Source organism: Solidesulfovibrio sp. DCME (assembly GCF_049995385.1).
GTDB lineage: Bacteria > Desulfobacterota > Desulfovibrionia > Desulfovibrionales > Desulfovibrionaceae > Solidesulfovibrio.
Window position 1 is genome coordinate 284,543 of the sequence record NZ_CP188261.1, and the last position, 26,703, is coordinate 311,245.

Annotated in this window: 22 protein-coding genes and 1 riboswitch; of the genes, 15 read left to right on the forward strand and 7 right to left on the reverse strand. The window is 67.1% G+C overall.

Going from position 1 to position 26,703, the window contains the following annotated elements:
* Positions 1–105: 105 nt before the first annotated feature.
* From lon to ACP59X_RS01305, 4 genes are all read right to left on the reverse strand, one after another.
* Entirely contained in the window at positions 106–2,574 is a 2,469-nt protein-coding gene (gene lon / locus ACP59X_RS01290; RefSeq protein WP_428563919.1) for an endopeptidase La, read from the reverse strand.
* 133 nt (positions 2,575–2,707) lie between these two features.
* On the reverse strand, positions 2,708–2,980 hold the full coding sequence (locus ACP59X_RS01295) for an acylphosphatase (RefSeq protein WP_428563922.1): 273 nt from the start codon (positions 2,978–2,980) through the stop codon (positions 2,708–2,710).
* A 14-nt stretch (positions 2,981–2,994) separates the two neighbouring features.
* Positions 2,995–3,681 carry a RadC family protein gene (gene radC, locus ACP59X_RS01300; protein WP_428563925.1) on the reverse strand — a complete coding sequence of 229 codons (687 nt, stop codon included), beginning with the start codon at positions 3,679–3,681 and terminating at the stop codon, positions 2,995–2,997.
* Between the two features lie 87 nt (positions 3,682–3,768).
* A complete protein-coding gene (locus ACP59X_RS01305; RefSeq protein WP_428563928.1) occupies positions 3,769–4,761 on the reverse strand; it encodes a DNA polymerase III subunit delta in 993 nt (330 codons plus the stop codon).
* Between the two features lie 153 nt (positions 4,762–4,914).
* On the opposite strand from ACP59X_RS01305, the gene ACP59X_RS01310 reads away from it, so the two are divergent.
* The 6 genes from ACP59X_RS01310 (at position 4,915) to ACP59X_RS01335 (ending at position 12,803) form a co-directional block, all read left to right on the forward strand.
* On the forward strand, positions 4,915–5,961 hold the full coding sequence (locus ACP59X_RS01310; protein ID WP_428563931.1) for a glycosyltransferase: 1,047 nt from the start codon (positions 4,915–4,917) through the stop codon (positions 5,959–5,961).
* A 262-nt stretch (positions 5,962–6,223) separates the two neighbouring features.
* A riboswitch (cyclic di-AMP (ydaO/yuaA leader) is annotated at positions 6,224–6,357 on the forward strand.
* Positions 6,358–6,686: 329 nt separating this feature from the next.
* Entirely contained in the window at positions 6,687–8,723 is a 2,037-nt protein-coding gene (locus ACP59X_RS01315) for an APC family permease (protein WP_428563934.1), read from the forward strand.
* A gap of 205 nt (positions 8,724–8,928) precedes the next feature.
* Entirely contained in the window at positions 8,929–9,693 is a 765-nt protein-coding gene (locus tag ACP59X_RS01320; RefSeq protein ID WP_428563938.1) for an anaerobic ribonucleoside-triphosphate reductase activating protein, read from the forward strand.
* Positions 9,617–11,608 carry a ribonucleoside triphosphate reductase gene (locus ACP59X_RS01325; protein ID WP_428569772.1) on the forward strand — a complete coding sequence of 664 codons (1,992 nt, stop codon included), beginning with the start codon at positions 9,617–9,619 and terminating at the stop codon, positions 11,606–11,608. Before ACP59X_RS01320 ends, ACP59X_RS01325 begins: the two co-directional genes overlap by 77 nt.
* A gap of 260 nt (positions 11,609–11,868) precedes the next feature.
* Positions 11,869–12,258, forward strand: coding sequence for a CBS domain-containing protein (locus ACP59X_RS01330; RefSeq protein ID WP_428563941.1), 390 nt, complete (start codon positions 11,869–11,871; stop codon positions 12,256–12,258).
* 41 nt (positions 12,259–12,299) lie between these two features.
* Positions 12,300–12,803: a hypothetical protein gene (locus tag ACP59X_RS01335; protein ID WP_428563944.1), complete on the forward strand. Its 504-nt coding sequence runs from the start codon at positions 12,300–12,302 to the stop codon at positions 12,801–12,803.
* 135 nt (positions 12,804–12,938) lie between these two features.
* Here ACP59X_RS01335 and ACP59X_RS01340 read toward each other — a convergent pair whose 3' ends face one another.
* The gene (locus ACP59X_RS01340) at positions 12,939–13,193 is read right to left on the reverse strand and encodes a hypothetical protein (protein ID WP_428563947.1); all 255 of its coding nucleotides are present in this window, start codon (positions 13,191–13,193) and stop codon (positions 12,939–12,941) included.
* Positions 13,194–13,438: 245 nt separating this feature from the next.
* Here ACP59X_RS01340 and ACP59X_RS01345 point away from each other — a divergent pair, with 245 nt between their 5' ends.
* Both ACP59X_RS01345 and ACP59X_RS01350 read left to right on the forward strand, forming a co-directional pair.
* The gene (locus ACP59X_RS01345; RefSeq protein WP_428563950.1) at positions 13,439–15,886 is read left to right on the forward strand and encodes an EAL domain-containing protein; all 2,448 of its coding nucleotides are present in this window, start codon (positions 13,439–13,441) and stop codon (positions 15,884–15,886) included.
* A 333-nt stretch (positions 15,887–16,219) separates the two neighbouring features.
* Positions 16,220–18,400 (forward strand): HAMP domain-containing methyl-accepting chemotaxis protein, encoded by a 2,181-nt coding sequence (locus tag ACP59X_RS01350; RefSeq protein WP_428563953.1) that lies wholly within the window; start codon positions 16,220–16,222, stop codon positions 18,398–18,400.
* 600 nt (positions 18,401–19,000) lie between these two features.
* On the opposite strand, the gene ACP59X_RS01355 is transcribed toward ACP59X_RS01350, so the two are convergent.
* The gene (locus ACP59X_RS01355) at positions 19,001–19,594 is read right to left on the reverse strand and encodes an IMP cyclohydrolase (protein ID WP_428563956.1); all 594 of its coding nucleotides are present in this window, start codon (positions 19,592–19,594) and stop codon (positions 19,001–19,003) included.
* Positions 19,595–19,736: 142 nt separating this feature from the next.
* The gene (locus ACP59X_RS01360) at positions 19,737–20,309 is read right to left on the reverse strand and encodes a tetratricopeptide repeat protein (RefSeq protein ID WP_428563959.1); all 573 of its coding nucleotides are present in this window, start codon (positions 20,307–20,309) and stop codon (positions 19,737–19,739) included.
* Between the two features lie 357 nt (positions 20,310–20,666).
* On the opposite strand from ACP59X_RS01360, the gene flgB reads away from it, so the two are divergent.
* The 7 genes from flgB to ACP59X_RS01395 are packed head-to-tail and all read left to right on the forward strand — an operon-like array spanning position 20,667 to position 26,594.
* Complete coding sequence (gene flgB / locus ACP59X_RS01365; protein WP_428563962.1) at positions 20,667–21,077, forward strand: flagellar basal body rod protein FlgB; 411 nt, start codon at positions 20,667–20,669, stop codon at positions 21,075–21,077.
* A 1-nt stretch (position 21,078) separates the two neighbouring features.
* Positions 21,079–21,519 carry a flagellar basal body rod protein FlgC gene (gene flgC, locus ACP59X_RS01370; protein ID WP_428563965.1) on the forward strand — a complete coding sequence of 147 codons (441 nt, stop codon included), beginning with the start codon at positions 21,079–21,081 and terminating at the stop codon, positions 21,517–21,519.
* A 12-nt stretch (positions 21,520–21,531) separates the two neighbouring features.
* Positions 21,532–21,858 (forward strand): flagellar hook-basal body complex protein FliE, encoded by a 327-nt coding sequence (gene fliE / locus ACP59X_RS01375; protein ID WP_428563968.1) that lies wholly within the window; start codon positions 21,532–21,534, stop codon positions 21,856–21,858.
* A gap of 39 nt (positions 21,859–21,897) precedes the next feature.
* Positions 21,898–23,544, forward strand: coding sequence for a flagellar basal-body MS-ring/collar protein FliF (fliF, locus tag ACP59X_RS01380; RefSeq protein ID WP_428563971.1), 1,647 nt, complete (start codon positions 21,898–21,900; stop codon positions 23,542–23,544).
* A 12-nt stretch (positions 23,545–23,556) separates the two neighbouring features.
* Positions 23,557–24,546 carry a flagellar motor switch protein FliG gene (fliG, locus tag ACP59X_RS01385; RefSeq protein WP_428569775.1) on the forward strand — a complete coding sequence of 330 codons (990 nt, stop codon included), beginning with the start codon at positions 23,557–23,559 and terminating at the stop codon, positions 24,544–24,546.
* Positions 24,533–25,279: a FliH/SctL family protein gene (locus tag ACP59X_RS01390; RefSeq protein ID WP_428563974.1), complete on the forward strand. Its 747-nt coding sequence runs from the start codon at positions 24,533–24,535 to the stop codon at positions 25,277–25,279. Before fliG ends, ACP59X_RS01390 begins: the two co-directional genes overlap by 14 nt.
* A 13-nt stretch (positions 25,280–25,292) precedes the next feature.
* The gene (locus ACP59X_RS01395) at positions 25,293–26,594 is read left to right on the forward strand and encodes a FliI/YscN family ATPase (RefSeq protein ID WP_428569778.1); all 1,302 of its coding nucleotides are present in this window, start codon (positions 25,293–25,295) and stop codon (positions 26,592–26,594) included.
* Positions 26,595–26,703 lie beyond the last annotated feature (109 nt).

The window sequence follows — 26,703 nt, forward strand, 5'->3', positions numbered from 1 at the left end:
TCGGGCGGGCGTCGCCGGATTGCTGCGAAAATTGTCCGGGACACGCCGGCACAAAAAAAGGCCGGAACCCGAGTTCCGGCCTTTCTGCATTGTTTTTTTCGTGCGTTACTTGGTGTCGGCATCCGCGCTCGCCGGTTCCACGGCCGCGCCTTCCTTGTGGGGCGCGTCGGCCCGGGCGATGGGCCAGACCTCGTCGATGCGCTCCACCGGGTAGACCTTGACCCGGCCGCGCAGGTCGCGGGGGATGTCGCGCAGGTCCTTCATGTTGTGGGCCGGGATGATCACCCGCTTCAGGCCGGCGGCCACGGCGGCCAGGACCTTTTCCTTGATGCCGCCAACCGGCAGCACCCGGCCGCGCAGGGTGATCTCGCCGGTCATGGCCAGGTCGTTGGCAACCGGCGTGTTGGTCAGCACCGAGATCAGCGCCGTGACCAGGGTCACGCCGGCCGACGGGCCGTCCTTGGGCGTGGCCCCGGCCGGCACGTGGATGTGGATGTCGTTTTTCTCGAAGGCATCCGGCGCGATGCCCAGCTCCTTGGCCCGGGACTTGGCGTAGGTCAGGGCCGCCTGGGCCGATTCCTTCATGACGTCGCCGAGCTTGCCCGTCAACTGCAGGCCGCCCTTGCCCGGGAGCGTGGCCGCCTCGATGTGCAGGATGGCGCCGCCGACCGGCGTCCAGGCCAGGCCGACCGCCACGCCGGGCGGCAGTTCGGCCTCGCGCTCGTCGTCCATGAACTGGGCCGGCCCGAGCAGCTTTTGCAGCGAGGCCACGGTCACCCGGAAGGGCGGGGTTTCGCCCTCGGCCTTCTTGCGGGCGAGCTTGCGGGCCACGGAGCCGACCTCGCGTTCGAGGTTGCGCAGCCCCGCCTCGCGCGTGTAGTCGCGGATGACCCGCGACAGCACCTGGTCGGAGATGACCATGTCGCCGTCCTCCAGCCCGTTTTCCTTGATCTGGCGGGGCAGGATGTAGCGCCGGGCGATCTTGATCTTCTCCTGCTCGGTGTAGCCGGGCAGGCGGATGAGTTCCATGCGGTCCAAAAGCGGCGGCGGAATGGTGTCCAGGATGTTGGCCGTGCAGATGAACATCACCTTGGACAGGTCGAAGGGGACGTTCAAGTAATGGTCCGAGAACGAGAAGTTCTGTTCCGGATCGAGCACTTCCAGCAGGGCCGAGGACGGGTCGCCCCGGAAGTCCGAGCCGACCTTGTCGATCTCGTCCAGCATGATGACCGGGTTGCGCGTGCCGGCCTGCTTGATGCTCTGGACGACCCGGCCGGGCATGGAGCCGATGTAGGTGCGCCGGTGGCCGCGGATCTCGGCCTCGTCGCGCATGCCGCCCAGGGACATGCGCACGAACTTGCGGCCCAGCGCCCGGGCGATGGAGCGGCCAAGGGAGGTCTTGCCCACGCCGGGGGGGCCGACGAAGCACAGGATGGGGCCCTTCATGCCGGGGTTAAGTTTGCGCACGGACAGGTATTCGAGGATGCGCTCCTTGACCTTTTCCAGGTCGAAGTGGTCCTCGTCCAGGATGCGCTTGGCTTCCTTGATGTCCAGGCGGTCCTTGGACAGCTTCTTCCAGGGCAGGTCCACCAGCCAGTCGAGGTAGGTGCGGATGACGCCGGCCTCGGAGGAATCGGGGTGCATGGAGACCAGCCGCTTGAGCTGCTTGTCCGACTCCTTTTTCACCTCCTTGGGCATGCCGGCCTTGTCCAGGGCCTCCTTGAGCTCGTCGAGCTCGTCGGACTCCTCGCCGGCCTCGCCGAGCTCCCGGCGGATGGCCTTCATCTGCTCGCGCAGGAAGAAGTCCTTCTGGGCCTTGTCCATGCCCTCCTTGGCCATGTTCTGGATCTTGGCCTGCATGGCCGCCACCTCGGCCTCCTTGACCAGCTGCTCGTTGACCAGCCGCAGGCGTTCGATGGGGTCCTCGCATTCGAGCAGGCGCTGGGCCTCTTCCACGCGCATGCGCAGGTTGGAGGCCACCAGGTCGGCCAGGCGGCCGGGCTCGTTGACGCTGTTTAAAACGGCCATGATGTCGGCCGAGGCCATGCCGCGCAGCGACAGGATCTTTTCGCTCTGCTCCCTGGCGGCGCGCATCATGGCTTCCTGTTCCAGGGTCACTTCCTTGGCGTCGCGCTCGGCCAGGACCTCCACCTCGGCCAGGTGGAAGGGGTCGCTGGACACGAAGTCCTTGACCCTGGCCCGGGTCAGGCCCTGGACCAGGACCTTGAGCCGGCCGTCGGGCATTTTCAGCATGCGCATGATCATGCCCACCGTGCCCACGCGGTAGAGGTCTTCCGGCCCGGGCTCGTCGACCTTCTCGTCCTTCTGGGTGAGCACGAGGATGTAGCGCGAGCCGTTGATGGCCGCGTCCACGGCCTGGACGGACTTGTCGCGGCCGACGAACAGCGGCAGGATCATGTAGTTGAAGACCACGATGTCGCGCACGGGCAGCACCGGCAGCTGCGACGGGATGTCGGGCTGGGTCTTGTCCTCGCCCTCGCTGGCCACGGGGGCTTCCTGGGGCCCGTCCGCGATCTTCTCGGGTTGTTGCTTGGGGTCGAATTCGTTGTCCATGCCTGCCCTACTCCTGGAAAGCTCCGGCGGGTCGCCGGAAGCCGCATAAGCGTTATGATGGATCGCCCGCGCCCCCGGCGGGCCGGGACACGGGCGCTGGCACGTCCGTTGCGCAAGAGCGCCTGGCGACGCCCTAGCGGATGGCGAAATCCGTGTGGGCCTTGTCGTATTCGATGCGTTTGGCCGTCACGGACGCGACCTGGGCCAGGGGCGAGCCCATGGGCAGCCGCTCCTTGAAGGCGTCCAGGGCCGCTTCCTCGCCCTGGGCCAGGATCTCGACCGTGCCGTCCGCCAGGTTGCGGACCCAGCCGGTCAGGCCCAGGCTCTTGGCCTGGTCGAACACCCAGGCCCGGAAATACACGCCCTGCACCTTGCCGGTCACGGTGGCATGCAGACTCGGTGTCATGGGAAGCCTCCTTGTTAGACCAGGCCTTCGACCTGGAAGCTGAAATAGCCGCCGGCCGTCACGATCACGTGGTCGAGGACCCGCAGGTCCATTTCCCGGGCCGCGCTGGCGATGCGCCGGGTGATGGCCTTGTCCTCGGGCGACGGCCTGGGGTCGCCGCTGGGGTGGTTGTGCACGAGGATGATGCCGCAGGCCTTGTGGCGCAGGGCGGCGCCGAGGATCTCGCGGGGATAGATGGCCGCCTGGTCCACGGTGCCCTGGCTGACCTGCTCCCAGGCAAGCAGCCGGTTTTTCGCGTCCACCAGGGCCATCCAGAGTTCCTCGCGTTCCTTGGCCCCCAGCCGCGACCGGGCCATTTCGGCCACCAGCTCGGGGTGGTTGAGCGACGCCCGGTCCCGCAGGGGCTGTTCGTGGAACCGGGCCCAGACCTCGCGCCACAAGGTCACGAATTCCATGGCTCCCGGGCCGATGCCCGGCACGGCGCGCAACTCCTCCTCGCGGGCCAGAAGCGCTCCCCGCACCCCGCCGAAGCGGGCGATGAGCTCCTTGGCCAGGGGCTTGTTGTCGCGGCGCACGTTGACATAGCCCAAAAGCAACTCCAGCACCTCGTAATCGGCCAACGCCCGGGAATTCTCCATCAACCGGTCCTTGAGGCGGCGACGATGGCCCAGATAGTGCGGAGGTTCTTTCTTAGTAAGCATGTTTCCCGGCCCGGGCAAGGCGTTTGATGGAAAAGGCGGGGGATAGGCGGACGAAAACCGGGCAGTCGGCCCGAAAACCCCCCTGGATCATGGCGAAGCGCGGCCGGCTGCCCGGTTTGCCCCGCCGAAAATGCGAAAAAGCTCGGCCGTGAGCGCTTCCAGCGCCTGGTCCGTCCGCCGGCTGCCGGATTTGATCCCGGCCTCGGCCGCGAAGGCCGCCTCGAACAGGCGGGCCAGGCCGGCCGCCCCGAGCCGCCGGGCCATGGCCCGTTTTTTTTGCAGCACCGACGGCGGCAGCCGGATGTCCGCGTCGTCGCCGCTGGCGATGCGCCACATGGTGCGGGCCTCGTAGAGCAAAAGCCCGATCAGGGGAAAGACCATCTCCTCGCCGGCCAGTTGCTTGTCGAAGATCTCGCGCCACACCGCGGCCGGGTCCCGGGAACTGGAGATGGCGTCGAGGAAGGCGAAGCCGTCCAGGGCCTCGTGGCCGCCGCACTGGGCCGCGTCGGCCGCTTCCACCGTGGTCCGGTCGCCTAGCGACAGTTCGAGCCGGGCCAGTTCGTTGTCGGCCCGGGCCAGGTCCAGGGGCAGCGCGGCGGCCAGCCGTTCGGCCGCGCCCGGCTCGAAGGCCAGCCCCCGGCCGGCGGCCCAGTCGGCCAAAAGCGGCCCCATGTCCCGGGGGGTCAGCCCCGGCGAGGCGAACAGCCAGCCGCGCTTCTCGGCCACCTTGTAATACGGCTGCTCGGCCAGGGCCTTGGGGATTTTCGGGCCCTTGCGGTCAAAGGCGCCCTCCAGGCAGAAAAAAGGCCACACCGACGGGTTGAACCCCCGCAGGGCCGGGGCCAGTTTGGGCCAGAGTTCCGCCGGGCAGGCCTCGGCCCGCCGCACCACCACGGCCTTGGCCCCGCCAAGCAGGCTGCCCACGGTCAGGGCGTTCCAGAAGGCCGGGCCGAGCTCCTCGTCGCCCCAGAAGACGTCCTTGCCGAAGGCGGTGCCGGACTCGGTAAGGAGCTTGTCGATGCGGGCCCGGATGATCTCGGGGTCCGGGCAGGCCAGGAAGGTAAAGCCGGGGCGGTCCATGGGGGAAGAGTAGCCGAGGCCCGCCACGGGGGCAACGGCCCAGGCGCGGCGACCGGGGATTGCCGCCGGCCTTCCGGTTTTGGCCCCTGTTTTGCTTGCTCCCCGGGAGGCGGCAAGTCCTGCCGCTCCGCCCCGCGGCAAGGAGGAGTGGCCATGACCGGCACGCCCGTGTTGACCTACCGGTTTTCCATCAAGGAAACCCTGCGCTGCCACCTCGTCAGCCACGATCCGCTCGTCATCATCTCGTATGGGGCGCCGCTCGGCGCGCCCATCCAGCTCGGCCACCTCCTGGCCGACCGCAAGGCCTATTTCCTCATGGGCAACTGGTGGTCGTTTTGCGATGCGCGCCTGCTGGCCCAGACCAGGCAGCTCTATGCCCTGATGACGGACATGTACCCGCTGCACCGCTACATTTTCCTGGTCAACGACGGCCAGGAGGCCCGGCTGCTCGAACAGTACGGCCTGCCGCACTACGTCTGCCACCACAACGCCTTTCTCGACGAACGCCTCTTCCGGCCCCTCCCCGGCCAGGCCAAGACCATGGACGCCGTGTACACGGCCCGGCTCAGCCTCTTCAAGCGCCATGCCCTGGCCCGGCGCGTCCCTTCCTGGGGGCTGGTCTACTACTACCTGCCGGGGGCCCGGGAGCAGCAGGAAAACTATCTGCGGGAACTGCGCCGGGCCATGCCCGGCATGCGGCCGCTCAACGACGACCCTCGCACCGGCCGCTACCGCCACCTCGGCGCCGAAGAGGTCAACAAGGCCTACAACGCGGCCCGGGTGGGGCTTTGCCTGTCGGAAAACGAAGGCGGCAACTACGCCACCACGGAATACATGTTAAGCGGCCTGCCGGTGGTCTCCACCCCGAGCCAGGGCGGCCGCGACGTCTTCCTCGACCCGGAAATCAGCCGCATCGTCCCGCCCAAGGCCACGGCCGTGGCCAATGCCGTGGCCGAGCTCATCGCCCGCCGCATCCCCCCGCGCGAAGTCCGCCTGCGCACCCTGGTGCGCATCCGGGGCATGCGCCAGGACTTCATCCGGCTCATCGAGAGCATCCTCGCCCAGGAAGGCCGCGACGCCACCTTTGCCGAACGCTTCGACGCGGTCTTCGTCCACAAGATGCTGACCCATCCCGACAGCCCCGAACAGTTCCTGGCCAGCCACGGCTTGCTGCCCGGCCAGGAACGCCGCATTGCCTAGTGTTGCGTCCCTTAAAAAATACGATCGTATTTTTTAAGAAAAAATAATTATTCCTTGGTGTTGTATTTGAACAAGCAAATGTCCTCTTCGAGGACGCGACACGAGGTGCGGGTTGCCAACAGGGGCAGGGGAGAAGCCTCCGGCGGCCAAAGGGCTTTCGCCCCGCTACCCGGGCCGGCCCCGCGGCTTGCCGCCCGCAGCTTGCCGCCCACAGCTTCCCCCCCACAGCTTCCCGTTGACGCCGGGGCGCTTCGGCGTTACTCGGCTCGAAACGTCGAGTCTCGCCTGGGGCGGGAGCGGGGGACCCATTTCCCGGGGCGTATCGCCGCAAGGCGTAGGGCAACCTCTTCGGCCCGAGCCCGTCAGCTAACCTCGTAGACGTCGAAGGGGAAACCTCCGCACTGCCGCTGGTTTCCCGCAACCGGTCGTCCGGAGGGATGCCCCATGCCCCGTCTCCGCCCGCGCCGTGGCGCGGCCCGTAACGCCTGTTCCACCGTGCCCGCCCGTACCGCTCCCTGCCCGCGTCGCCGCGCGCGCGCCCACTGGCCCGTGCCGGACCTGGCCGCGCCCTGACGTCGCGTCCGCCAAGGATGTGCCGGCTTGTTCGTGGGGCACTCCCAGGACCATGTTTTTAAGGAGCGCGGCACGAGGCGGCGGCCCGTTTGCCCGTTTTCCCCGCTTCCCGGCCCCAGGCCCACGCCCGGGGCCGACCCAAGGAACCGACCATGCACCACGACAAGCCCGTTTCCGTCTCGCGGCGGCTGCGCCGCGCCGTCATCGGCGACTCCATCAACCTGGCCGACCAGTCGATTTTCCATAACCTCTCGCTGATCGCCTTTTTCGCCTGGGTGGGCCTTGGCGCCGACGGTCTGTCCTCGTCCTGCTACGGCCCGGCCGAGGCCTATCTGGCCCTGGGCAAGCACACCTTTTTGGCCGTGTTCGTGGCCCTCGGCACGGCGGTCACCATTTTCGTCATCAGCGCCGCCTATTCCCAGATCATCGAGCTGTTCCCCACCGGCGGCGGCGGCTACGTGGTCGCCTCCAAGCTGCTCTCGCCCAAGGTCGGCATGGTGTCGGGCTGCGCCCTTCTCATCGACTATGCCCTGACCATCACCTTGTCCGTGGCCAGCGGCGCGGACGCCGTGTTCAGCTTCCTGCCCGACGACTGGCTGCCCTACCGGCTCTATGCCGCCGTGGCCGGCGTGGTGCTGCTCATTATGCTCAACCTGCGTGGGGTCAAGGAATCGGTCATGACCCTGGTGCCGATTTTCATGACCTTCGTGGTCACCCACGCCATCGCCATCGGCTACGGCGTCTTCGCCCACGTCTCGGACATGCCGGCCCTGGCCGGCCGCCTGACCCAGGACGTTTCCGCCGCCCGGGGGGAACTCGGCATGATGGGCATGTTCCTGCTGGTGCTGCACGCCTACAGCATGGGCGCCGGCACCTATACCGGCATCGAGGCCGTGTCCAATGGCCTGCCCATCCTGCGCGAGCCGCGCGAGAAAACCGGCAAGCGCACCATGCTCTACATGGCGCTCTCCCTGTCCGTGACCGTGGTCGGGCTCATCGTCTGCTACCTGCTTTTCCAGGTCCGGCCCCAGGACGGCAAGACCCTCAACGCCGTGCTGTTCGAGGCCGTCACGGCCGCCTGGGGCGCCGATTTCGGCGGCGGCTTCGTGCTGGTGACGCTGATCTCCGAGGCCTTGCTGCTGTTCGTGGCCGCCCAGGCCGGCTTCGTCGACGGGCCGCGGGTGCTGTCCAACATGGCCATCGACCGCTGGCTGCCGGCCCGCTTCGCCCTGCTGTCCGACCGGCTGGTCACCCAGAACGGCATCCTGCTCATGGGCGCGGCCGCCCTTGTCCTCATGCTCGCCTCCCACGGCTCGGTGGACCTGCTGATCGTGCTCTACAGCATCAACGTCTTTATTACCTTCGTGCTGTCCCAGCTCGGCATGGTGCGCCACTGGTGGGAGGTGCGCGGCCAGCGCGTGCCCTGGCGCAAGGGGCTGCTCCTAAACGGCCTGGGCCTGGTCCTGACGGCGTTTATCCTGGTCATGGTGACCTGCGTGAAATTCTTCGAGGGCGGCTGGGTGACCCTGCTCATCACCGGCGCCCTGGCCGCCGCGGCCTGCGGCATCAAGCGGCACTACAACCAGGTCGGGGCGCAGATCAAAAAGCTCGACGTCCTGCGGGCCGTCATCGACCCGCAAAACCCCTACACCCCGGCCATCCCCGAAAACGCCGAGCCCGAAACCGCCGCGGACGACGACGCGCCCACGGCCGTCATCTTCGTGAACGGCTACAACGGCCTGGGCGTGCATACCCTGATGTCCGTGGTCCGGCTGTTCGGCAAGGATATCCGCAACTACGTCTTCGTGCAGATCGGCGTGGTGGACGCGGCCGTGTTTCGCGGCGCTTCCGAGCTTTCCCGGCTCAAGGCCTCCATGGAGCGCGACCTCGCCACCTACGTCGGCATCATGCGCGACCGGGGCTACCATGCCGAGGCCCACTGGGCCGTGGGCACGGACATCGTCCACGAGCTGACCGAACTGGCCCCGGCGCTGCACGAGCGCTTCCCCAAGGCCACCTTCTTCGGCGGCCAGCTCGTGTTCGCCAAGGAGACGTTCCTCACGCGCCTGTTGCACAATTATGTCGTCTTCACCCTCCAGCGCCAGCTCTACCGCATGGGTTTGCCCTTTATGATCATGCCCATCGTTCTGGAGGAACCGCAGGGCGGTTTGCCCCAGGCGGCGGCCTAAAAAAAATCGCGGCCTCAAATGCCCGGCCCGGCGCGGCCTTGGGGCGGCCGGCGCCGGGAGCGGAGCCGGCCGCCCCTTGCATTCGCCACGGGCGGGCGTATGAAGGTAGGCGATTTCGGGGGCGTTTTCGGGGGGCTTCCATCCTGGTCCGTTGGGGAGCGGCCGGGCCTGTTTTGAACTTGTATCCATCCGGTTTTATTACAAAATGAGTTTTTCTCCAGCCTGGGAGCTCGTGCGCGGCATCGAGCCCATGTCCTTTTGCGATTGGCCGGGGCGCTTGACCGCCGTGCTTTTTTTCGGCGGCTGCAACCTGCGCTGCCCGCACTGCCACAACGCCGCCCTGGCCTTTGCCGCGGGCGCGGCCCTGCCGGGGGCCTCGGTGCGTTCGTTCGCCGCTTCCCACGCCAAATGGGTGGACGGCTTCGTGGTCACCGGCGGCGAGCCGACCCTGGCCCCGGGGCTGTCCGCCTTCGTGGCCGAGCTGGCCGCCCTGGGGCCGGCCGTGAAGATCGACACCAACGGCATGCGCCCCGATGTCCTGGAGGCCGTGCTCGCCCGCCATCCCGAGGTCCGCTTCGCCGTGGACGTCAAGGCGCCCTTTGCCAAGTACGGCCCGGTCACGGGCGGGGCCGTCACGGCCGAGGCGGCCGCCGCGCGCCTGGGCGCGGTCTTCGTCCTGGCCGCCCGCCATCCCGGCCGCTTCGCCTTTCGCACCACGCTCGTGCCGGAACTGTCGGCCGCCGACGTCAGGGAAATCAGGGAGGCCCTGCCGCCGGGACATACCCTCACCGAACAACCGTTTCGAAAGCCCGTACCCAAGGGGGAGGAAGGAAGGCATGCCCAAGCAGATTCGCAAGCGCGACGGATGTCTGGAGACCTGGTCCACCCAGCGCATCGCCCAGGCGATCTTGAAGGCCCTCAAGGCCAGCGGCATCCAGGACCCGCTGCTGTCCACGCGCCTGGCCCATAAGGTCGAAGCCAAGCTTGCCGACAGCGACATCCCCGAGCAGGAGACGGTCCAGGACGCCGTGGAACTCGTCCTCATGGAGTCGCGGCTTTACGCCGTGGCCCGGCGCTACATCGTCTACCGCGAGAAGCGCCGGGAGCTGCGCGAGCAGAAGGCCGCCTACCTGGACATCGCCGACGTCATCGACAACTACATCGCCAAGACCGACTGGCGGGTGGCCGAAAACGCCAACATGACCCACTCCTTTCAGGGGCTCATGCTGCACCTCTCGGGCACGGTCCAGGCCCGCTACGCGCTCGGCAAGTATCCCCAGGAGGTGCGCGAGGCCCACGACCACGGCTATTTCCACATCCACGACCTGTCGTTCGGCCTGGCCGGCTACTGCGCCGGCTGGAGCCTGCGCGATTTGCTGCTCGAAGGCTTCAACCTGCCCGGGCGGTCCTGCGCCGGGCCGGCCAAGCACTTCGACGCCGTGCTCGGCCAGATGGTCAATTTCCTGGGCACGCTGCAAAACGAGTGGGCCGGCGCCCAGGCCTTCAACAACGTCGACACCTACCTGGCCCCCTTCGTGCGCGAGGACAACCTCTCCTACCGCGAAGTCAAGCAGGCCATGCAGAAGTTCGTCTTCAACTTGAACACCACCTCGCGCTGGGGCGGCCAGAGCCCCTTTACCAACCTGACCTTCGACCTGGCCCCGCCCAAGCACCTGGCCAAGGAAGGGGTCATCGTCGGCGGGGTCATGCGCGACGCCACCTACGGCGACTTCGGCGAGGAAATGGCCATGATCAACAAGGCCTTCCTCGAGGTCATGGGCGAGGGCGACTACCACGGCCGCATTTTTTCCTTCCCCATCCCGACCTACAACATCACGGCCGATTTCCCCTGGGATTCGGACATCGGCACATTGCTTCTGGAGCTCACGGCCAAGTACGGCGCGCCGTACTTCCAGAATTTCATCAATTCCGACCTCTCGCCCGAGGACGTGCGCTCCATGTGCTGCCGGTTGCAGATGGACCTGCGGCAGTTGCGCAACAAGGTGGGCGGGCTTTTCGGGGCCGGCGACCTGACCGGGTCGGTGGGCGTGGTGACGCTCAACCTGCCCAAGCTGGCCTACCTGGCCCAGGGCGAGGAGGACTTCCTCGACCTCATCGCCGAATACGCCGAGCTGGCCAAGGACGCCCTGGAATTCAAGCGCAAGATGATCGGCGACAACCTGGAGCGCGGGCTTTTCCCCTGGACCCGGCGCTACCTCAAAAACGGCTTTAAGGGCCACTTCTCGACCATCGGCCTGGTCGGCGGCCACGAGGCCTGCGTCAACCTGCTCGGCAAGGGCATCGAGACCGAATCGGGCCTGCGCCTCATGACCCGGGTCCTCAACCACCTGCGGGCCGTCACCTCCCGCTTCCAGGAGGAGACCGGCAACCTCTACAACCTGGAGGCCACTCCGGCCGAGGGCACGAGCTACCGGCTGGCCAAAATCGACAAGGCGCTGTATGCCGACATCCGGGCCTCGGGCAACGGCACGCCGTACTACACCAACTCCACCACCCTGCCCGTGGGGCTTTCCCGCGACGTCTTCTACGCCCTGGAGCACCAGAACAAGCTCCAGCCGCTCTATACCGGCGGCACGGTCTTCCATACCTACCTGGGCGAGGCCGTGGCCGACACCGAGGCCCTCAAGTCGTTTATCGTCAAGGCGTTTACCATGACGAAGATCCCCTACCTGTCGATCACGCCCACGTTTTCCGTGTGCAAGTCCCATGGCTACATCAAGGGCGAGCACCACGAATGCCCGCAGTGCGGCGCGCCCTCGGAAGTGTTCACGCGCATTGTCGGCTATTACCGGCCGGTGTCGCTGTGGAACAAGGGCAAGCAGGCCGAGTACGCCGAACGGCTGACCTACGGGGAAATCTGCTGACCTGCGGGGAAATCTGCTGCAAAACGCCCCACGGGGCGGCGGGAAAGGGGGCGAAACAGTCGGTTCGCCCCCTTTTTGCATGGCCGGGGCCTGGGTGCCCCCTTCGGGCGGGAGGGCGCGCCTGCGGCGGCTTCGCGGGCTGGGCGCCTGGCGGTTTCCCGTTCGGGTGGCCCGGGGCGGCTTGACTTGGCGGCAGGCATCGGCAAGGATGTCGGTTCATGGCGGAAGTTGCCGCCACGCCGCCTTTTTGGAGAATCCCCATGCGCGTCGCCGACCTGATGACCAGCCAGTTGCGCTGCCTGCGCGAGACCGACAGCCTGGCCGAGGCCATGGCCGCCATGCAGGAGCTTTTCATCCGCCACATCCCGGTCGTGGACGAGGCCGGCCAGCTCGTGGGGTTGGTCACCCAGCGGGACCTGCTGTCGCTGGAGCACAAAAAGGAGCCCGTGACGCCGTTGCGCGACGTCATGCGCACGGGGCTTGTCACCGTGGCCCCGGACACGCCCCTGCGCACCGCGGCCGAAACCATGATCTACAACAAGTTCGGCTGCCTGCCCGTGGTGGAGGACGGCGAACTGGTGGGCATCATCACGGAAACCGATTTCCTCAAACTCGCCATTTTCCCCATCGCCCCCAAGCGCGGCGAGTGACCGCGCGCGGGGACGGCCAAGCCAACGGAGGGAGCCGTACCATGACCCGTTCCGGCGTTTTCCCCATCCTGCTTTGGGCCGTGCTGTGGGCCGCTTCGCCCGCGGCCGGGCTGGCCGCCGGCCTGGACCTCGGGCGCTACAAGGACCTGCGCAACGACTTCGTCAAGGTGACCGACATCCGCGAGCGGGAGCGGGTCGAGGAACGCTACGTGCCCGCCGGCGGCAAGGTGACCCTGGCCAAGGTGCCCTACAAGGAAGTGGTGGTCACGGGCGAGTTGCGCCAGAAGCCGCCGTCCAGCATGGACACCATGTTTTCCGGCGCCGAGGGGCAGCCGCTGCTCAAGGTCTGCATGGTGCCCTTCGACGACAAGGACCAGCGGCTCGAAGAGGAGTGCCAGTCGCTCAAGTTCGAGAGCATGGTCAAGGGCAACGTGGGCACGGCGCTGTTCCGCCTGCCCGAGGGCACGGCCCGTTACGAGTTCCGCATGCCCGAGGTCAAGGGCGACAAGGGCTCGGCCATCAAACTGTGGTACCCCACCAACTGAGGCCGGCGCAGGCGGCGGCCATTGCGTGGGGTCTTGGCGTGGAATTTTCAGGCAAGCGACAGCCCGGCTGGCAATCCCACCAAATGACGGTAAACCCCGGTTTCCTGAGGGGCTTACGTTGAAACAGGGGAAGGGCTACGAAAAAAGTTTCAACGCGGCGATGACCGCCACGGTCGCGGCCAAAAGCGTTCCCATGCGCACGGTCAGATCGTTCTTCATCTTAGCCAGTTCCGCCAGTAAGCGAAGCTCGATCTCCCGAAGGTCTTGCTTGGTGGCGAGTTCCCTCTTGGCCGCCTCGTCCTGCTTCTCCAGAATGCCGATACGCACCCCGGCGGCTTCCTCGCCAAGGACCCGTTCCAGCTTTTTGGTGTCGTCGAACAGGAGCGTCATGTCTTGTTCCTGCCCACGGAGAGCGGGAAAAGTCAAGAGCGTTTCCCGGGGGATACCCCTTGGCCAACGGTTCGGCCACCGGGCGGAACACTTCCGCCCTGATGTCCGCACCAAACGCCCGGCCGCCATTGGTATTGCCTTGCCAGGTCGGCCCAGGCTATAAAGCGCTGCCGTTTCAATGGCCGCCGGGCTGGGACGCGCCGCGCGCCTCCCGCCGGATCCGTTTTCGGCGACAGGGGGGTTCCATGACCGCGCCCCGCATCCTGCTGGTTGAAAAGGACATGGCCCGGGCCGCCACGCTGGCCGGCCTGCTCGACGCCCATGGCTACCAATCCCTGGGGCCGGTCGCCACCTGCCGCGAGGCCCTGGAGGCCGCCGAGGCCCATCGCCCCGACCTGGCCGTCCTGGACTGCGTCCTCGAAGGGGCCTGCGACGGCCTGGACGCCGCGACCTTGCTGCGCGAGGGCCACGACATCCCCGTCATCCTGCTGGGCGCCGACGGCGATGCCTCCCGCCTGGAGCGGGCCCGGCAGGCGGCCGTGACCTGCCTGCTGCCCAATCCGCCCGACAGCCTGGGGCTCGTCACCGCCATTGAAAAGGCCCTGGCCCGCAGCCGGCTGGAGGCCGCGCGCAAACGCCTGGAAGCCCGCCACCGGGCCATTTTCGCCGCCACGCCCACGGCCTTGCTGCTGCTTGCCGCCGACGGCACGGTCGCCGACGCCAACCCCGCCGCCCTGGCCCTTTTCGGGGCGGGGTCGCAGGGGCTGGCCGGGCTGCCCCTGGCCGGGCTGCTGGCGCCTGGGCAAGGCGACGCCGTGGAGGCGCTCCTTATGGCCGCCGCGCGCCAGGAAACCGGGCGGGCCGGCTGCCTGGCGGCGCGCTGCGACGGCCCGGCCTTTCCGGTGGAGCTGACGCTCGTGCCGGGCCTCGGCGACGACGACCCCCGGCGGCTGCTGGAGGCCCGGCCGGCCAAGCTCCCCGGCGCCCGGCCCGATCAGCCGGAAACCGATCTGGCCGCCGCGCCGGAGGGGTTTTTCGTCGTGGACGCCGCGGACCGCCTGCGCCTGGTCAATACCGCCGCCGGCCAGGTGTTCGGCCTGTGCCAGGCCCCTGCCGACGGCACGCCCCTGGCGGCGGTGCTGCCCGAGGAGCTGGCCACGGCGCTGTCGCGCGACGCCGCCCGGGTGATCGCCTGGAACGAAGCCGTGCGCAAGGAAATGACCGTCTCCTTCGGCGACGTGGACAAGACGCTGCTGGTGAGCCTGTTTCCCATGGGCCACGACGAGGCCAGCCGCCTGGCCGGGGGGCTGGTCACGGACATCACCGACCGCAAGCTCCTGGAAAGCCAGCTGGCCCACATGGCCTTCCACGACCCCCTCACCGGCCTGCCCAACCGCAGCCTGTGCCTCGACCGCATCCGCCAGGCCATCGAGCGCTCCAAGCGGCGCGACAATTACCAGTACGCCGTCATCTTCCTGGACCTCGACCGCTTCAAGGTCATCAACGACAGCCTGGGCCACCACATGGGCGACCGGCTCCTGGAGGGCGTGTCCCGGCGGCTGCGCGAATGCGTGCGCAGCCTCGACACCGTGGCGCGCCTCGGCGGCGACGAATTCGTGGTGCTGCTCGAGGAAACAGGCTCCTCCCGCGAGATCGCCCGCATCGTCAAGCGCATCCGGACCACCATCGGCGAGATCTTCGAGCTGTGCGGCCACGACGTCCACGTCACCTGCTCCATGGGCGTGGTCATGAGCCCCTGCCTCTACGACAAGCCCGAGGAGCTGTTGCGCAACGCCAACATCGCCCTGCACCGGGCCAAGGCCGAGGGCCGCAACCGCTTCAAGGTTTTCAACACCCGCATGCTCGAGGACGCCATCCGGCTCATGGACCTGGAAAGCGACCTGCGCCTGGCGCTGAAACGCGGCGAGTTCTACCTGGACTACCAGCCCATCCTGGCCCTGCGCGACCGCCGGCTCACGGGCTTCGAGGCCCTGGTGCGCTGGCAGCGCCCGGGCAAGGGCGTGGCCTCGCCCATGGAGTTCATCCCCGTGGCCGAGGACACCGGGCTTATCGTGCCCCTGGGGGCCTGGGTGCTGGAGGAGGCCTGCCGGACCATGGCCGCCTGGCAGGCGATCTTTCCCGAGGCCCACGGCATGTCCATGAGCGTCAACCTGTCGGCCAAGCAGTTGGCCCAGCCCATGCTGGTGGAGGAGGTGGAGCGCATCCTGCGGGCCACCGGCCTCGATCCGCGGTCGCTCAAGCTCGAAATCACGGAAACCGTCATCATGGACAACCCCGAGGTGTCGATCCTGCGCCTCAAACGCCTCAAGGAGCTCGGGGTGCGCCTGTCCGTGGACGATTTCGGCACGGGTTATTCCTCGCTGTCCTATCTGCAGCGTTTTCCCATCGACACCCTCAAGGTGGACCGGGCCTTCGTCAGCGAGCTCGAGGCCAGCGAGAACCGCAAGATCGTCGGCGCGGTGGTGGCCCTGGCCCACAGCCTGGGGCTCGACGTGGTGGCCGAGGGCGTGGAGCTGGAGGCCCAGTCCGACGTCCTGAGCGCCTTCGCCTGCGAGGCCGGCCAGGGCTTTCTGTTCTCCCGGCCGGTGTGCCGCGAGGACGCCGAGCGCATGTTCGGCCAGGGCGGTTGCGCCGGGCCGACCGCCTCCCCGGGCCAGCCGCCGGGCGACTGACCGGGCGGCCCGGGGAGCCTTCCTCGCACCCCCGGTTCACCATCGCAAATACTTTCTTTGCGAAATGACCGCTGCGGGCCGCTTTCTTTTTTGCGCCGCCTGGGCTAACGCGTCAAAATTGGGAGGAACCCGGGTCCTCAGCGATGGGACGCGCCGGTTTGTGCCGATCGGCATGAGCCCGTGGCGAGCCGGTGTCGCGCGATCGTGAAAATTCCCACAAACACGTCGCGTGGGTTGCGAGCCTTGGATAATTATGATCCAAGTAGTCCGAGATGTGGCGGCAGGAGCTGGCGTACAGATCTATCTGTTCATCTATTTCATCTGGGGTCTCATATGAAGAACATCAGCCTGGGTCGCAAAATCGGTATGGGCTTCGGTTGCTTGATCGTGCTTGCCGCCAGCCTCGGCCTTCTCGGCGTGTGGTACATGCAACGCGTGGAAACGACTTCTGCCGCCCTTTCGCAGCAGTATATCCCGGAAACGGGCATCGCCAACGAGATCGAACGGACGTCCATGCTGACCATGTACGCCATGCGCGGCTACGCCCTGAGCATGGACCAAGCCTACCGGGAGCAGGCCAAGACGGAGATCGAGGCCGTGCGCAAGGCCCTGGCCCAGGCCAAAGCCCTCTCGGCCAAATATCCCGGCCTGGTGCGGCTCAAGATCGACCTGCCCAAGGCCGAGGAGGCGTCCGAAGCCTATTTCGCCCTGGCCGGGGAGACGGAAACGCGCATCAAGGCCCTGGCCGCCTCGCGCCAGGCCATGGACGCGGCCGCCGCCGATTTCGTCGAAAGCGTGGATATCCTCTCCGCCAGCCAGCGAAAGCAGTTCGCCGAGGAAATCACGCAGGGGGCGGAGAGCGAGAAGCTTGCGGAGCGCCTGACCAAGTTGGCCGACATCGCCGAGATCATCGAGCACGGCTTCGACATCCGGGTCAGGAACTTCAAGGCCCAGGCGCTCAACGACAAGGGCATCCGGGCCCAGGCCCTGCAACTGTTCCCCAAGGTGGAGGCCACGGTCAAGCATCTCGCCTCGATCACGCGCAAGGTGGAGAACAAAAAGGAAGTCGCCGATGTCGAACAGGCCATGGCCCGGTACAAGAGCGCCATGACCACGTTCGACGCCGACATGACGACCCTGACCGAGCTCGGCGGCAAACGCAACGAGGCGGCGCAAAAGATCGAGGAGCTGGCCAAGGATATGGCCAAGGCGGGCATGGACAACACCCAGCGCCTGGCGGATGCGGCCGTGGCGGAACTGGACTTGGCCAGCCTGGTCATGGAGGCGGGACTTGTGGTCGCGGTCTTGATGGGCGTGGGCATCGCCGTCTTCCTGACCCGGATCGTCACCCGGCCGATCCTGACCAGCGTGACCTTCGCCGACCGGGTGGCCGGCGGCGACCTCGACGGTCTGCTCGACGTGCACCAGGGCGACGAGGTGGGCAAATTGGCCGACAGCCTGCGCACCATGGTCGAGCGGCTCAAGGAACGCATCCGCGAAGCCGACACCCGCTCGGCCGAAGCCGCCGCCGAAGCCCAAAAAGCCAGGGAAGCCATGGCCCAGGCCGAAGTGGCCCAGGCCGAGGCCACCACCCAGCGTGACGCCATGCTCACCGCCGCCGTGACCCTGCAGGAAGTGGCCCAGGCCACGGCCACGGCCTCGGAGGAACTCTCGGCCCAGATCGAACAGGCCAGCCAAGGCGCGGTCCGGCAGTCCCAAAGCGCCGGCGAAACCGCCACGGCCATGGAGGAAATGAACTCCACCGTGCTCGAAGTGGCCAAGAACGCCTCCATGGCCGCCGGTACGGCCGATCAGGCCAAGGAGAAGGCCATGGGCGGCAAGGCCGTCGTGGACGAGGTCATCCGCGGCATCGGCACGGTCCAGTCCCACGCCCAGGAATTGCAACGGGACATGGAAGACCTGGGCGAACGGGCCAAGGGCATCGGCGCGGTCATGGATGTCATCTCCGACATCGCCGACCAGACCAACCTGCTGGCCTTAAATGCCGCCATCGAGGCGGCCCGGGCCGGCGAGGCCGGCCGGGGGTTCGCCGTGGTGGCCGACGAGGTCCGCAAACTGGCCGAGAAAACCATGAACGCCACCAAGGAAGTGGGGCAGGCCGTGACCGGCATCCAGCAAGGCACGGCCGGCAACGCGGACAAGGTCAAACGGACCGTGGAGACCATCGCCGGCACCACGCGCCTGGCCAACCAGTCCGGCGAATCGCTGGGCGAGATCGTTTCCCTGGCCGACATGGTGGCCAGCCAGATCCAATCCATCGCCACGGCCTCGGAGCAGCAGTCGGCCACCAGCGAGGAAATCAACCGCAGCATCGAGGAGATCAACCGCATCTCCCAGGAGGCCTCCGAAGGCATGCGCCAGTCGGCCCAGGCCATCGCCGAAATGGCCGAACAATCGTCGGTGCTCACGCGCCTGATCGCCGAAATGCGCGGCGATTCCGCCGGTCCGGCCAGGGCGAAGGCGAAGACGAGGGCGTTGACGGGGCGCGGCTAGGCAGCCGCGACAGCAGCAGGAGGAGAAGATGCCTCCGGCGGCCAGGAGGGGATGATCCCCTCCTGGACCTCCCCGACGGGGCGGGTGGTACGGCGGTCGGGAACGTCGGGTGGTGGGGCGTCGGTCGTTGTGGCCGCGCAATGGGGCCTGCCGTGCTGGCCGCAAAGCCGGCCAGCACGGCAGGCCCCATTGCGCGGCCACGGGCGCCAGCGGCGAAGCGCCGCAGGTGAAGAAAAAGCCTTGAAGTGCCGCAGGTGAGAAAAGCTTTGCAGCGCCGCAGGTGAGAAAAGCTTTGCCGCGCCGCAGGTGAAGAAAAAGGCCTTGAAGCGCGGAAAAGGTCTTTAAGAGGCTTTCAAAGCAAAATTCCAAGACCTCGCCCCGAAGGGGCGACGGCCCTGCGAGGCCGGAATGGGGCCTTTCGAGCCGGGAGCGCAGCGACGGCATCGAAAGGCCCCATTCCGGCCTCGCCGACGGACAACGGCCAACCGGCCATGCCTGCGCCCGTTACGGGCTTTCCCGCCGGGGGGGTCCGGGGGGCATCATGCCCCCCGGCCGCCGGAGGCATCTTCCTCTCCCGCTCTCCCCGTCCCCATTCCCTCCCTAGGCGTTGGCCAGGTACGTGGCGATGGCGTCGTCGTAGGTGCTGGTGGCGCGGAAGGTGGCGGCGGCGGTTTTCTGGCGCAGGGGCAGGGGGGCGCGCATGGTGTTTTGGGCCAGGGCGTCCATGACCTCGGGGTAGAAGGCCGGGTCGGGCACGACGAGGATGCTCGAGAAATTCTTGGCCGAGGCCCGCAGCAGGGTCGGGCCGCCGATGTCGATCTGCTCGATCATCTCGGGCAGGCTCAAGCCTTTTTCCAGGGCCTTGCCGAAGGCGTAGAGGTTGACCACGACCATGTCGAAGGCGGCGATGCCGTGTTTTTCGATGGTGGCCAGGTGGTCGGGGTTGTCCTTGTCGGCCAGGATGCCGCCGTGGATGGCCGGGTGCAGGGTTTTGACACGGCCGCCCATGATTTCCGGGAAGCCTGTCACGTCGCTGACGGAGGTGACGGGCAGCCCGGCGTCGAGCAGGGCCTTGCGGGTGCCGCCCGTGGAGACGAGTTCGACGCCGGCGGCGGAGAGGAACCGGGCCAGTTCGGGCAGGCCGGACTTGTCGGTGACGCTTAACAGCGCCCGTTTGATCGGCAGGAATTCCATGGGCGGACCTCGCTTGTTTTTCGGGCGAGGTGCCACACTCGGCCGTCCAAGGCAAGCCTGGGCGGTCTGCCGGGCGTCCGGCCGCGTCCTTGGGGGCGCGGCCGGACGGCGCGGAGGGGGGGAAATTCTTCGGACCGGGGGCTTAGGCGGCCACGCGCTTGAGTTCCTCGACCAGGTCCCGGGCCGCGGCGTGGCGGGGGTCCTGGACCAGGATGGCCTCGAGCTCGGTGCCGGCCTCGGCGTGGCGGCCCAGGCTCACCAGGCAGCCGGCCAGGGTGAAGCGCACCTCGTGCTTGGCCGGGTCCACGGTGAGGTAGTCCCGCAGGTAGGGCAGGGCCTCGTCGATGCGCGCTTCGGCGTGGGCCAGGCGCACCAGGCCGAACAGGGCCACCAGGTTCTCGGGGTTGCGGGTGAGCGCCCCCTTGAAGTGGGTGAAGGCCTCGGCCCGGTCGCCGCGTTCCATCTCGATCAGCGCCATGCCGGACAGGGCCCGGTCGTCGGGCTCGATGGTGGAGGCCTTGCGGTAGAGGTTCATGGCCGCTTCGAGCTGGCCGCGCTGCACGGCGATGGTGGCCAGGCCGAGGTACGGGTCGGGATGGATCCCGTTATTGCTCATGGCCTTGGTGTAGTACTCCTCGGCCTTGTCCAGGTCGCCCATGAACAGGTAGCATTCGCCGAGTTCCTTGTTGATTTCGTAATCCAGATGCCCACTCATGACTTCCCCTCCGTTCTCGACGCCCATGTTTGCGGCGGCGTCGCCGGTTGGCGCGCGATCCCTGCGCCGTTTTTTTGTGTTCGCGGCTCTGGGCCGGCCCTGGCGGCGCGTCCTGCCGGGCACGAGGAAGGAAGCAAACCTCGTGCCAGGCGCGTGGCGGTGCTCGCGAAGCCGTCCCGGGGGGCTTGGCCAGTGTGTTTTGCCCGTCGGCGGCGCATGGTTTTATGAGAAAATGAAACAGGGTCCCCCGGAAAAAAATGCCTGCCCGCCGCCTGCGGCCGGTTGACTGGAACGGTTTTTGCCCATCTGTCCGGCGAAGCCCGCCGCGAAAGGGGCGGCAAAGCGAGGACGCACGGCATGAAAACGATGTTTTCCAGTAACATAGGGCTCCTGGGCAAGGTTTTGGACCTGCGTATGGAGCGTCAGAATGTTGTCATGACCAACCTGGCCAACCAGGACGTCCCCTCCTTCAAGGCCCGGCGCCTCGAGTTCGAAAAGGAACTGCAGGGGGCACTCAATATCGACGAGCGCGGCAAGATGACGCGCACCGCCGCCGACCATCTGCCTTCGGTTTTTAATGCCGCCGGCTTCCAGGGAAACCTGGAGATGGGCTGGAAGCCCCGGGTGGTGGCCGGCCTGGACAGCGTGAACATGGAACAGGAAATGTCGATCATGGCCAAGAACACCCTGATGTATAACGCCCTGACCGACATCACCAAAAAGGATTTCGAAGGCCTGCAAAAGGTCATCATGGACGGAGGCAAGTAGTATGGACCTCTTTACCGCCATGGATATCGGGTCGTCGGGCATGTCCGCCCAGCGCACCCTCATGAACACCATCTCCATGAACCTGGCCAACATCCGGACCACGCGCACCGTGGGCGGCGGCGGCCCCTACGTGCGCAAGTCCGTGATGCTCGAGTCTACCCCCGTCGACGCCCCTTTTTCCGAGGCCATGCGCACGGCCCAGGACCGGCAGCTGGCCGGGGTCAAGGTCACGGGCCTGGTCAACGACAACCGGCCGTTCCGCATGCAGTACGAGCCCGGCCACCCCGACGCCAACGCCGACGGCTACGTGGCCTACCCCGACATCAACGTGGTGGAGGAGATGGCCAACATGATCACGGCCATGCGCAGCTACGAGGCGTCGAGCTCCACCGTCGGCACCGTCAAGAGCATGTTCAACAAGGCCCTGGAAATCGGGCGCTAACGGAGGTTTCCCATGGTCATGTCCCCCATCGCCCTGGCTGCCTACCAAAACGCCATGGTCGGCGCCGGCTCCATCGACGCCAAGGTCTCCCGCTCCCTGGCCAAGCCGGCCGCGCCCAGCGAAGGTTTTGGCAGCAAGCTCATGGACTCCCTCAAGACCGTCAACGACATGCAAAACCAGAAGGCCGACATGGTCCAGTCCTTTGCCTCGGGCCAGACCGAGAACGTGCACGAGCTGATGATCAACCTGCAAAAGGCCGGGCTGGCCATGCAGATGACCACCACCGTGCGCGGCAAGGTGCTTGAGGCCTACAAAGAACTGGTGAAGATGCAGTTCTAGGGTTTTCCCCCGTAACGGACGCCTGCCCGGAGAAACGCCATGCCCCCTTTCCTCAAGCAGAGTTTCGAGAAGCTCATCCAGTACTGGTCCAACCGCACGAGCACCCAGCGCATGCTGCTGGCCGGGCTGGCCGTCTCCACGGCCGCGGCTTTCCTGGTCATGATCTATTTCCTCAACCAGCCGGAAATGCGCATCCTTTACACCAATTTGGCCCCCGAGGACGCCGCTCGGGTCGTCGAACTGCTCAAGGCCTCCAAGACGCCCTACGAGCTGCGCGACAACGGCACCACGGTGCTCGTGCCGGCCGAGGCCGTCTACGAGCAGCGCCTCAAGGTCGCCGGCGAAGGCGTCATGCACGGCCAGGGCGTGGGCTTCGAACTCTTTGACCAGCTGAAAGTCGGCCAGACGGACTTCGTGCAGCGCATCAACTACGCCCGGGCCCTGCAGGGCGAGCTGTCGCGCACGATCACGGAATTCCCCCAGGTGGAAAAGGCCCGGGTGCACCTGGTGCTGCCCCAGAAGAGCCTTTTTATCGAGGAGCAGAAGCAGGCCTCGGCCTCGGTGGTCCTGACCCTCAAGCGCGGCCAAAAACTTGACGCCAAGCAGCTCCAGGGCATCGTCAACCTGGTGTCCATGTCCGTGGAGGGGCTGACCCCCGAACACATCACCATCACCGACACCACCGGCCAGTCCCTGTACCAGCCCCGGGGCGACAGCGGCATGGGCGGCATGTCCACCACCCAGTTCGAATTTAAAAACACCTTCGAGTCCAACCTGGAAAACCGCATCGAACAGATGCTCACGCCCATCGTCGGGCCCGGCCGGGCCATCGTCAAGGCCAACGTGGACCTGGATTTCAGCCAGCGCACCATCCGCAAGGAGCTCTACGACCCCAACGCCACCGTGGTGCGCAGCGAGCAGAAAAGCGAGGAATCGACCTCCGGCTCGGCGGCCGTGGACGGCACCGGCGTGACCACCACCCCGCGCGGCGGCGGCGCGGCCGTGCCCAACACCAACTTCCGGGGCGAGGGCTACACCGGCACCGAATCCACCCAGAAGTCCAACCGCTCCAACAGCACCACCAACTACGAGATCAACAAGGAAGAACAAAACGTCATCACCCCTGTCGGCGACTTGAAGCGGCAGTCCATCGCGGTTATCGTGGACGGGACCTACGAGAAGGTCGAGGGCAAGAACACCTTCACCTTCGTGCCCAGAAAGGCCGAGGACCTGGAGCGCATCAAGCAGGTGGTGGCCCGGGCGGCCGGCCTGGACCCGGCCCGCGGCGACGAGATCCAGGTGTCGAGCTTCGAGTTCGGCGCGCCGGACGGATCGGGCGAACCGAGCCTGATGCAGACCATGCTCGAGTACGCCCAGCGGCTGGGCAAGCCGTTTCTCAACGGCCTGCTGCTGTTCCTGTTCCTGATCCTGGTGGTGCGGCCGGTGGTGCTGGCCCTGATCCGCCCGCGGGTCACGGAAGAGGAGATCGAGACCCTGGAGCGCCTGCCCGAGGGCGAGGCCCGGCTGGCCCTGGCCGAGGCCGTGGGCGAGGATGGCGAGGAGATGCCCATGCTGGAGAGCGCCAAGCAGTTCGAGCTGGCCAAGAACCTGGCCTTGCAACTCTTCGAGGAGAACATGGAACAGTCCATGACCCTGCTCAAAACCTGGCTCAAGCAGGAGGCCTAGGCGCCCATGGCCATGACCGGACCGCAGAAGACCGCCGTGCTGTGCCTGGCGCTTGGCGAGAAGTTCACCGGAGAGGTGTTCAAGCGCCTGGACCGCAAGGAAATCGCCCGCATCTCCAAGGCCATGATGGAGATGGAGACCGTGCCCAAGGAGCAGGTCGAGGACGTGGTCCGGGAATTCAACGACTCCATGCAGGTGAGCAAGGACATGGTCACGGGCGGCCCGGAGCAGGTGCGCAAGATGCTGGCCAAGACCCTGGACACGGACACGGCCAAGTACATCATGGAGACGTTGGAACTCGATACCGGGCCCACGCCCTTCCAGGAGCTCGGCAACGTCTCGCCGCGCATCCTGGCCCAGATCCTGCGCAACGAGCACCCCCAGACCCTGGCGCTCATCCTTGGCCACCTGCATCCCGACATGGCGGCCGAGCTGCTCCAGAACCTGCCCTCGGGCGTGCGGGCCGAGGTGCTTATGCGCCTGTCGCGCCTGGAGGCCGTGGCCGAGGACATGCTGCTGGAAGTGGACAAGGTCCTGCAAAACCAGCTCATCGCCATGGGCGGCAAGGAAGGCAAGAAGGTCGGCGGCATCACGGCCGTGGCCGAAATCTTAAACGCCGTGGACCGGGCCACCGAAGAGGAGGTCCTGTCCGAGATCGAAGAGGAATCGGCCCAGATGGCCGAGGACATAAGAAACCTCATGTTCGTCTTCGAGGACATCAAGGCCCTCGACGACCGGGCCATCCGCGAACTGCTCAAGGAAGTCTCCAACGAGGAGCTCACCCAGGCCCTCAAGGGCGCCTCCGAGGACCTGCGCGACAAGTTCTTCAAGAACCTCTCCGAACGGGCCGCCACCATGATCCAGGAAGACCTGGAGATCATGGGCCCCATCCGCCTGGCCGAGGTGGAGGCCGCCCAGCAGAACGTGGTCAAGACCGTGCGGCGCCTGGAAGCCGAGGGCAAGATCGCCATCGGCCGCGGAGGCGGGGATGTCTTTATCTGACAACGCGCCGGGCGCGCTCACCGGCCGGGTCATCCTCGGCCCGGGCGGCGGGGCCGAGGCCGAAACCACGGTCTCGGAGCTGGAATCGCGCCGTTCGCCCCTGCATTTCGAGGAGGTCGAGGCCCAGTTCTGGGAACGCGTGCGGGCCAAGGCCACGGCCAAGGCCTCGGCCATTATCGCCGAAGCCATGGCCGAGGGCGAGCGCCTCAAGGCCAAGGCCCACGAAGCCGGCTATGCCGCCGGGGTGGCCGCCGCCGGGGAGCAGATCCAGGCCGAGCTGTCCCAGATGTCCACTTCGCTGGGCTCCATCCTGCAATCCCTGGGCGCCGAGCGCCAGAAGCTCTGGGACGCCCACCGTCAGGAATTCGTCGCCCTGCTGCGCCTGGCCCTGGAGCGCACCACCCTGGCCGCCATCGACGGCCGGCGCGAGGAGATCCTGCGCAACATTTTAAACGAATCCCTGGACCTCATGGAGGCCAAGGCCGCCCTGACCCTGGTCGTGCATCCCGACGACGAGGCGTTGGTGCGCGAGCTCATCGCCCGGGCGGCGACGGAGCGCGGCGGCCTGGACCGGTTCATGGTCCGCCCCGACCCGGCGCTGTTGCCGGGCAGTGTGATCCTCGAGTGCGCCGACGGCCTTGTGGACAATTCCATCGGCAGCCGCTTCGCCGCGGTGGAGGAGATCTTCAACCAGCTGGCCGCGGCCGGGGACGGTGGTGGCGGCGGGGCTTGATACCGCCGGGGCCATGGCCCGGCTGGAAACCCTGCGGCCGGCCCGGACCTACGGCAAGGTGTCCAAGGTCGTGGGGCTCATCGCCGAGGGCCGGGGCATCCGCGCCCCGGTCGGTTCGGTCTGCCAGCTGCTCTCCGAGGACGGGCAAAACGTGCGCGAGGTGCCGGCCGAGGTGGTCGGGTTTCGCGACGGGGCCTGCCTGTTCATGCCCTACGACGACCTGCGCGGCATCGCGCCCGGGACGCTGATCCGCAACACCTCCACGCCGCCGCTGTTTCCCGTGGGCCGGGGGTTCCTCGGCCGGGTGGTGGACGCCTTCGGCAATCCCCTGGACGGCGGCGAGCCCATCGTGCCGGCCGGCTTCAACCCCGTGTTCGCCCCGGCCCCGGCCCCCATGGACCGGCCGCGCATCAGCGAGCCCATGGATGTGGGCGTGCGGGCGATAAACGGCCTTTTGACCCTGGGCAAGGGCCAGCGCGTGGGCATCATGGCCGGTTCGGGTGTCGGGAAATCGACGCTGATGGGCATGATCGCGCGCAACACCAAGGCCGACATCAACGTCATCGGCCTGGTGGGCGAGCGTGGCCGGGAGCTTCGGGAATTTATTGAAAAGGACCTTGGCCCCGAGGGCATGGCCCGCTCGGTGCTGGTGGTGGCCACCTCGGACAAAAGCCCGCTGATCCGCATGCGGGCCGCCTACGCCGCCACGGCCATGGCCGAATTTTTCCGCGACGCCGGCAACGACGTCATCCTCATGATGGATTCCGTCACCCGTTTCGCCATGGCCGGCCGCGAGGTGGGCCTGGCCGCCGGCGAGCCGCCCACCACCCGGGGCTACACGCCCTCGGTCTTCGCCCAGCTGCCCAAACTGCTGGAGCGGGCGGGCAAGAACGGCAAGGGCAGCATCACCGGCATCTACACCGTGCTCGTGGACGGCGACGACTTCAACGAGCCCATCGCCGACGCCGTGCGCTCCATCCTCGACGGCCATATCGTGCTGACCCGCGACCTGGCCGACCAGGGCCATTATCCGTCCATCGACGTGCTGCGCTCGATCAGCCGCCTGCGCTCGGACGTGACGCCCAAGGACGAACTGGCCGCCGGCCGGGAGCTGATCCGGCTTTTGGCCACCTACCGCCGGGTGGAGGACATGGTCAACATCGGGGCCTACGCCCGGGGGGCCAACGCCGACATCGACCGGGCCATCGACATGATCGGCCCGATAAACACCTTCCTGCGCCAGGACGTGGCCGAAAGCTCGACCCTGGACGAGACCTTCGCCGCCGTCATGGGGCTGGTCGGGGCCAAGAAGTAGCCGGCCTCGCCGGGCGACCCTGCCCGAGGGCGCGTTTTTTCAAGAGCGCGGCTGGAGTGGCCCGTCCCTTGAAAAAAACGACGGTTTTCAGAAAAAAAAGAATCTTCCC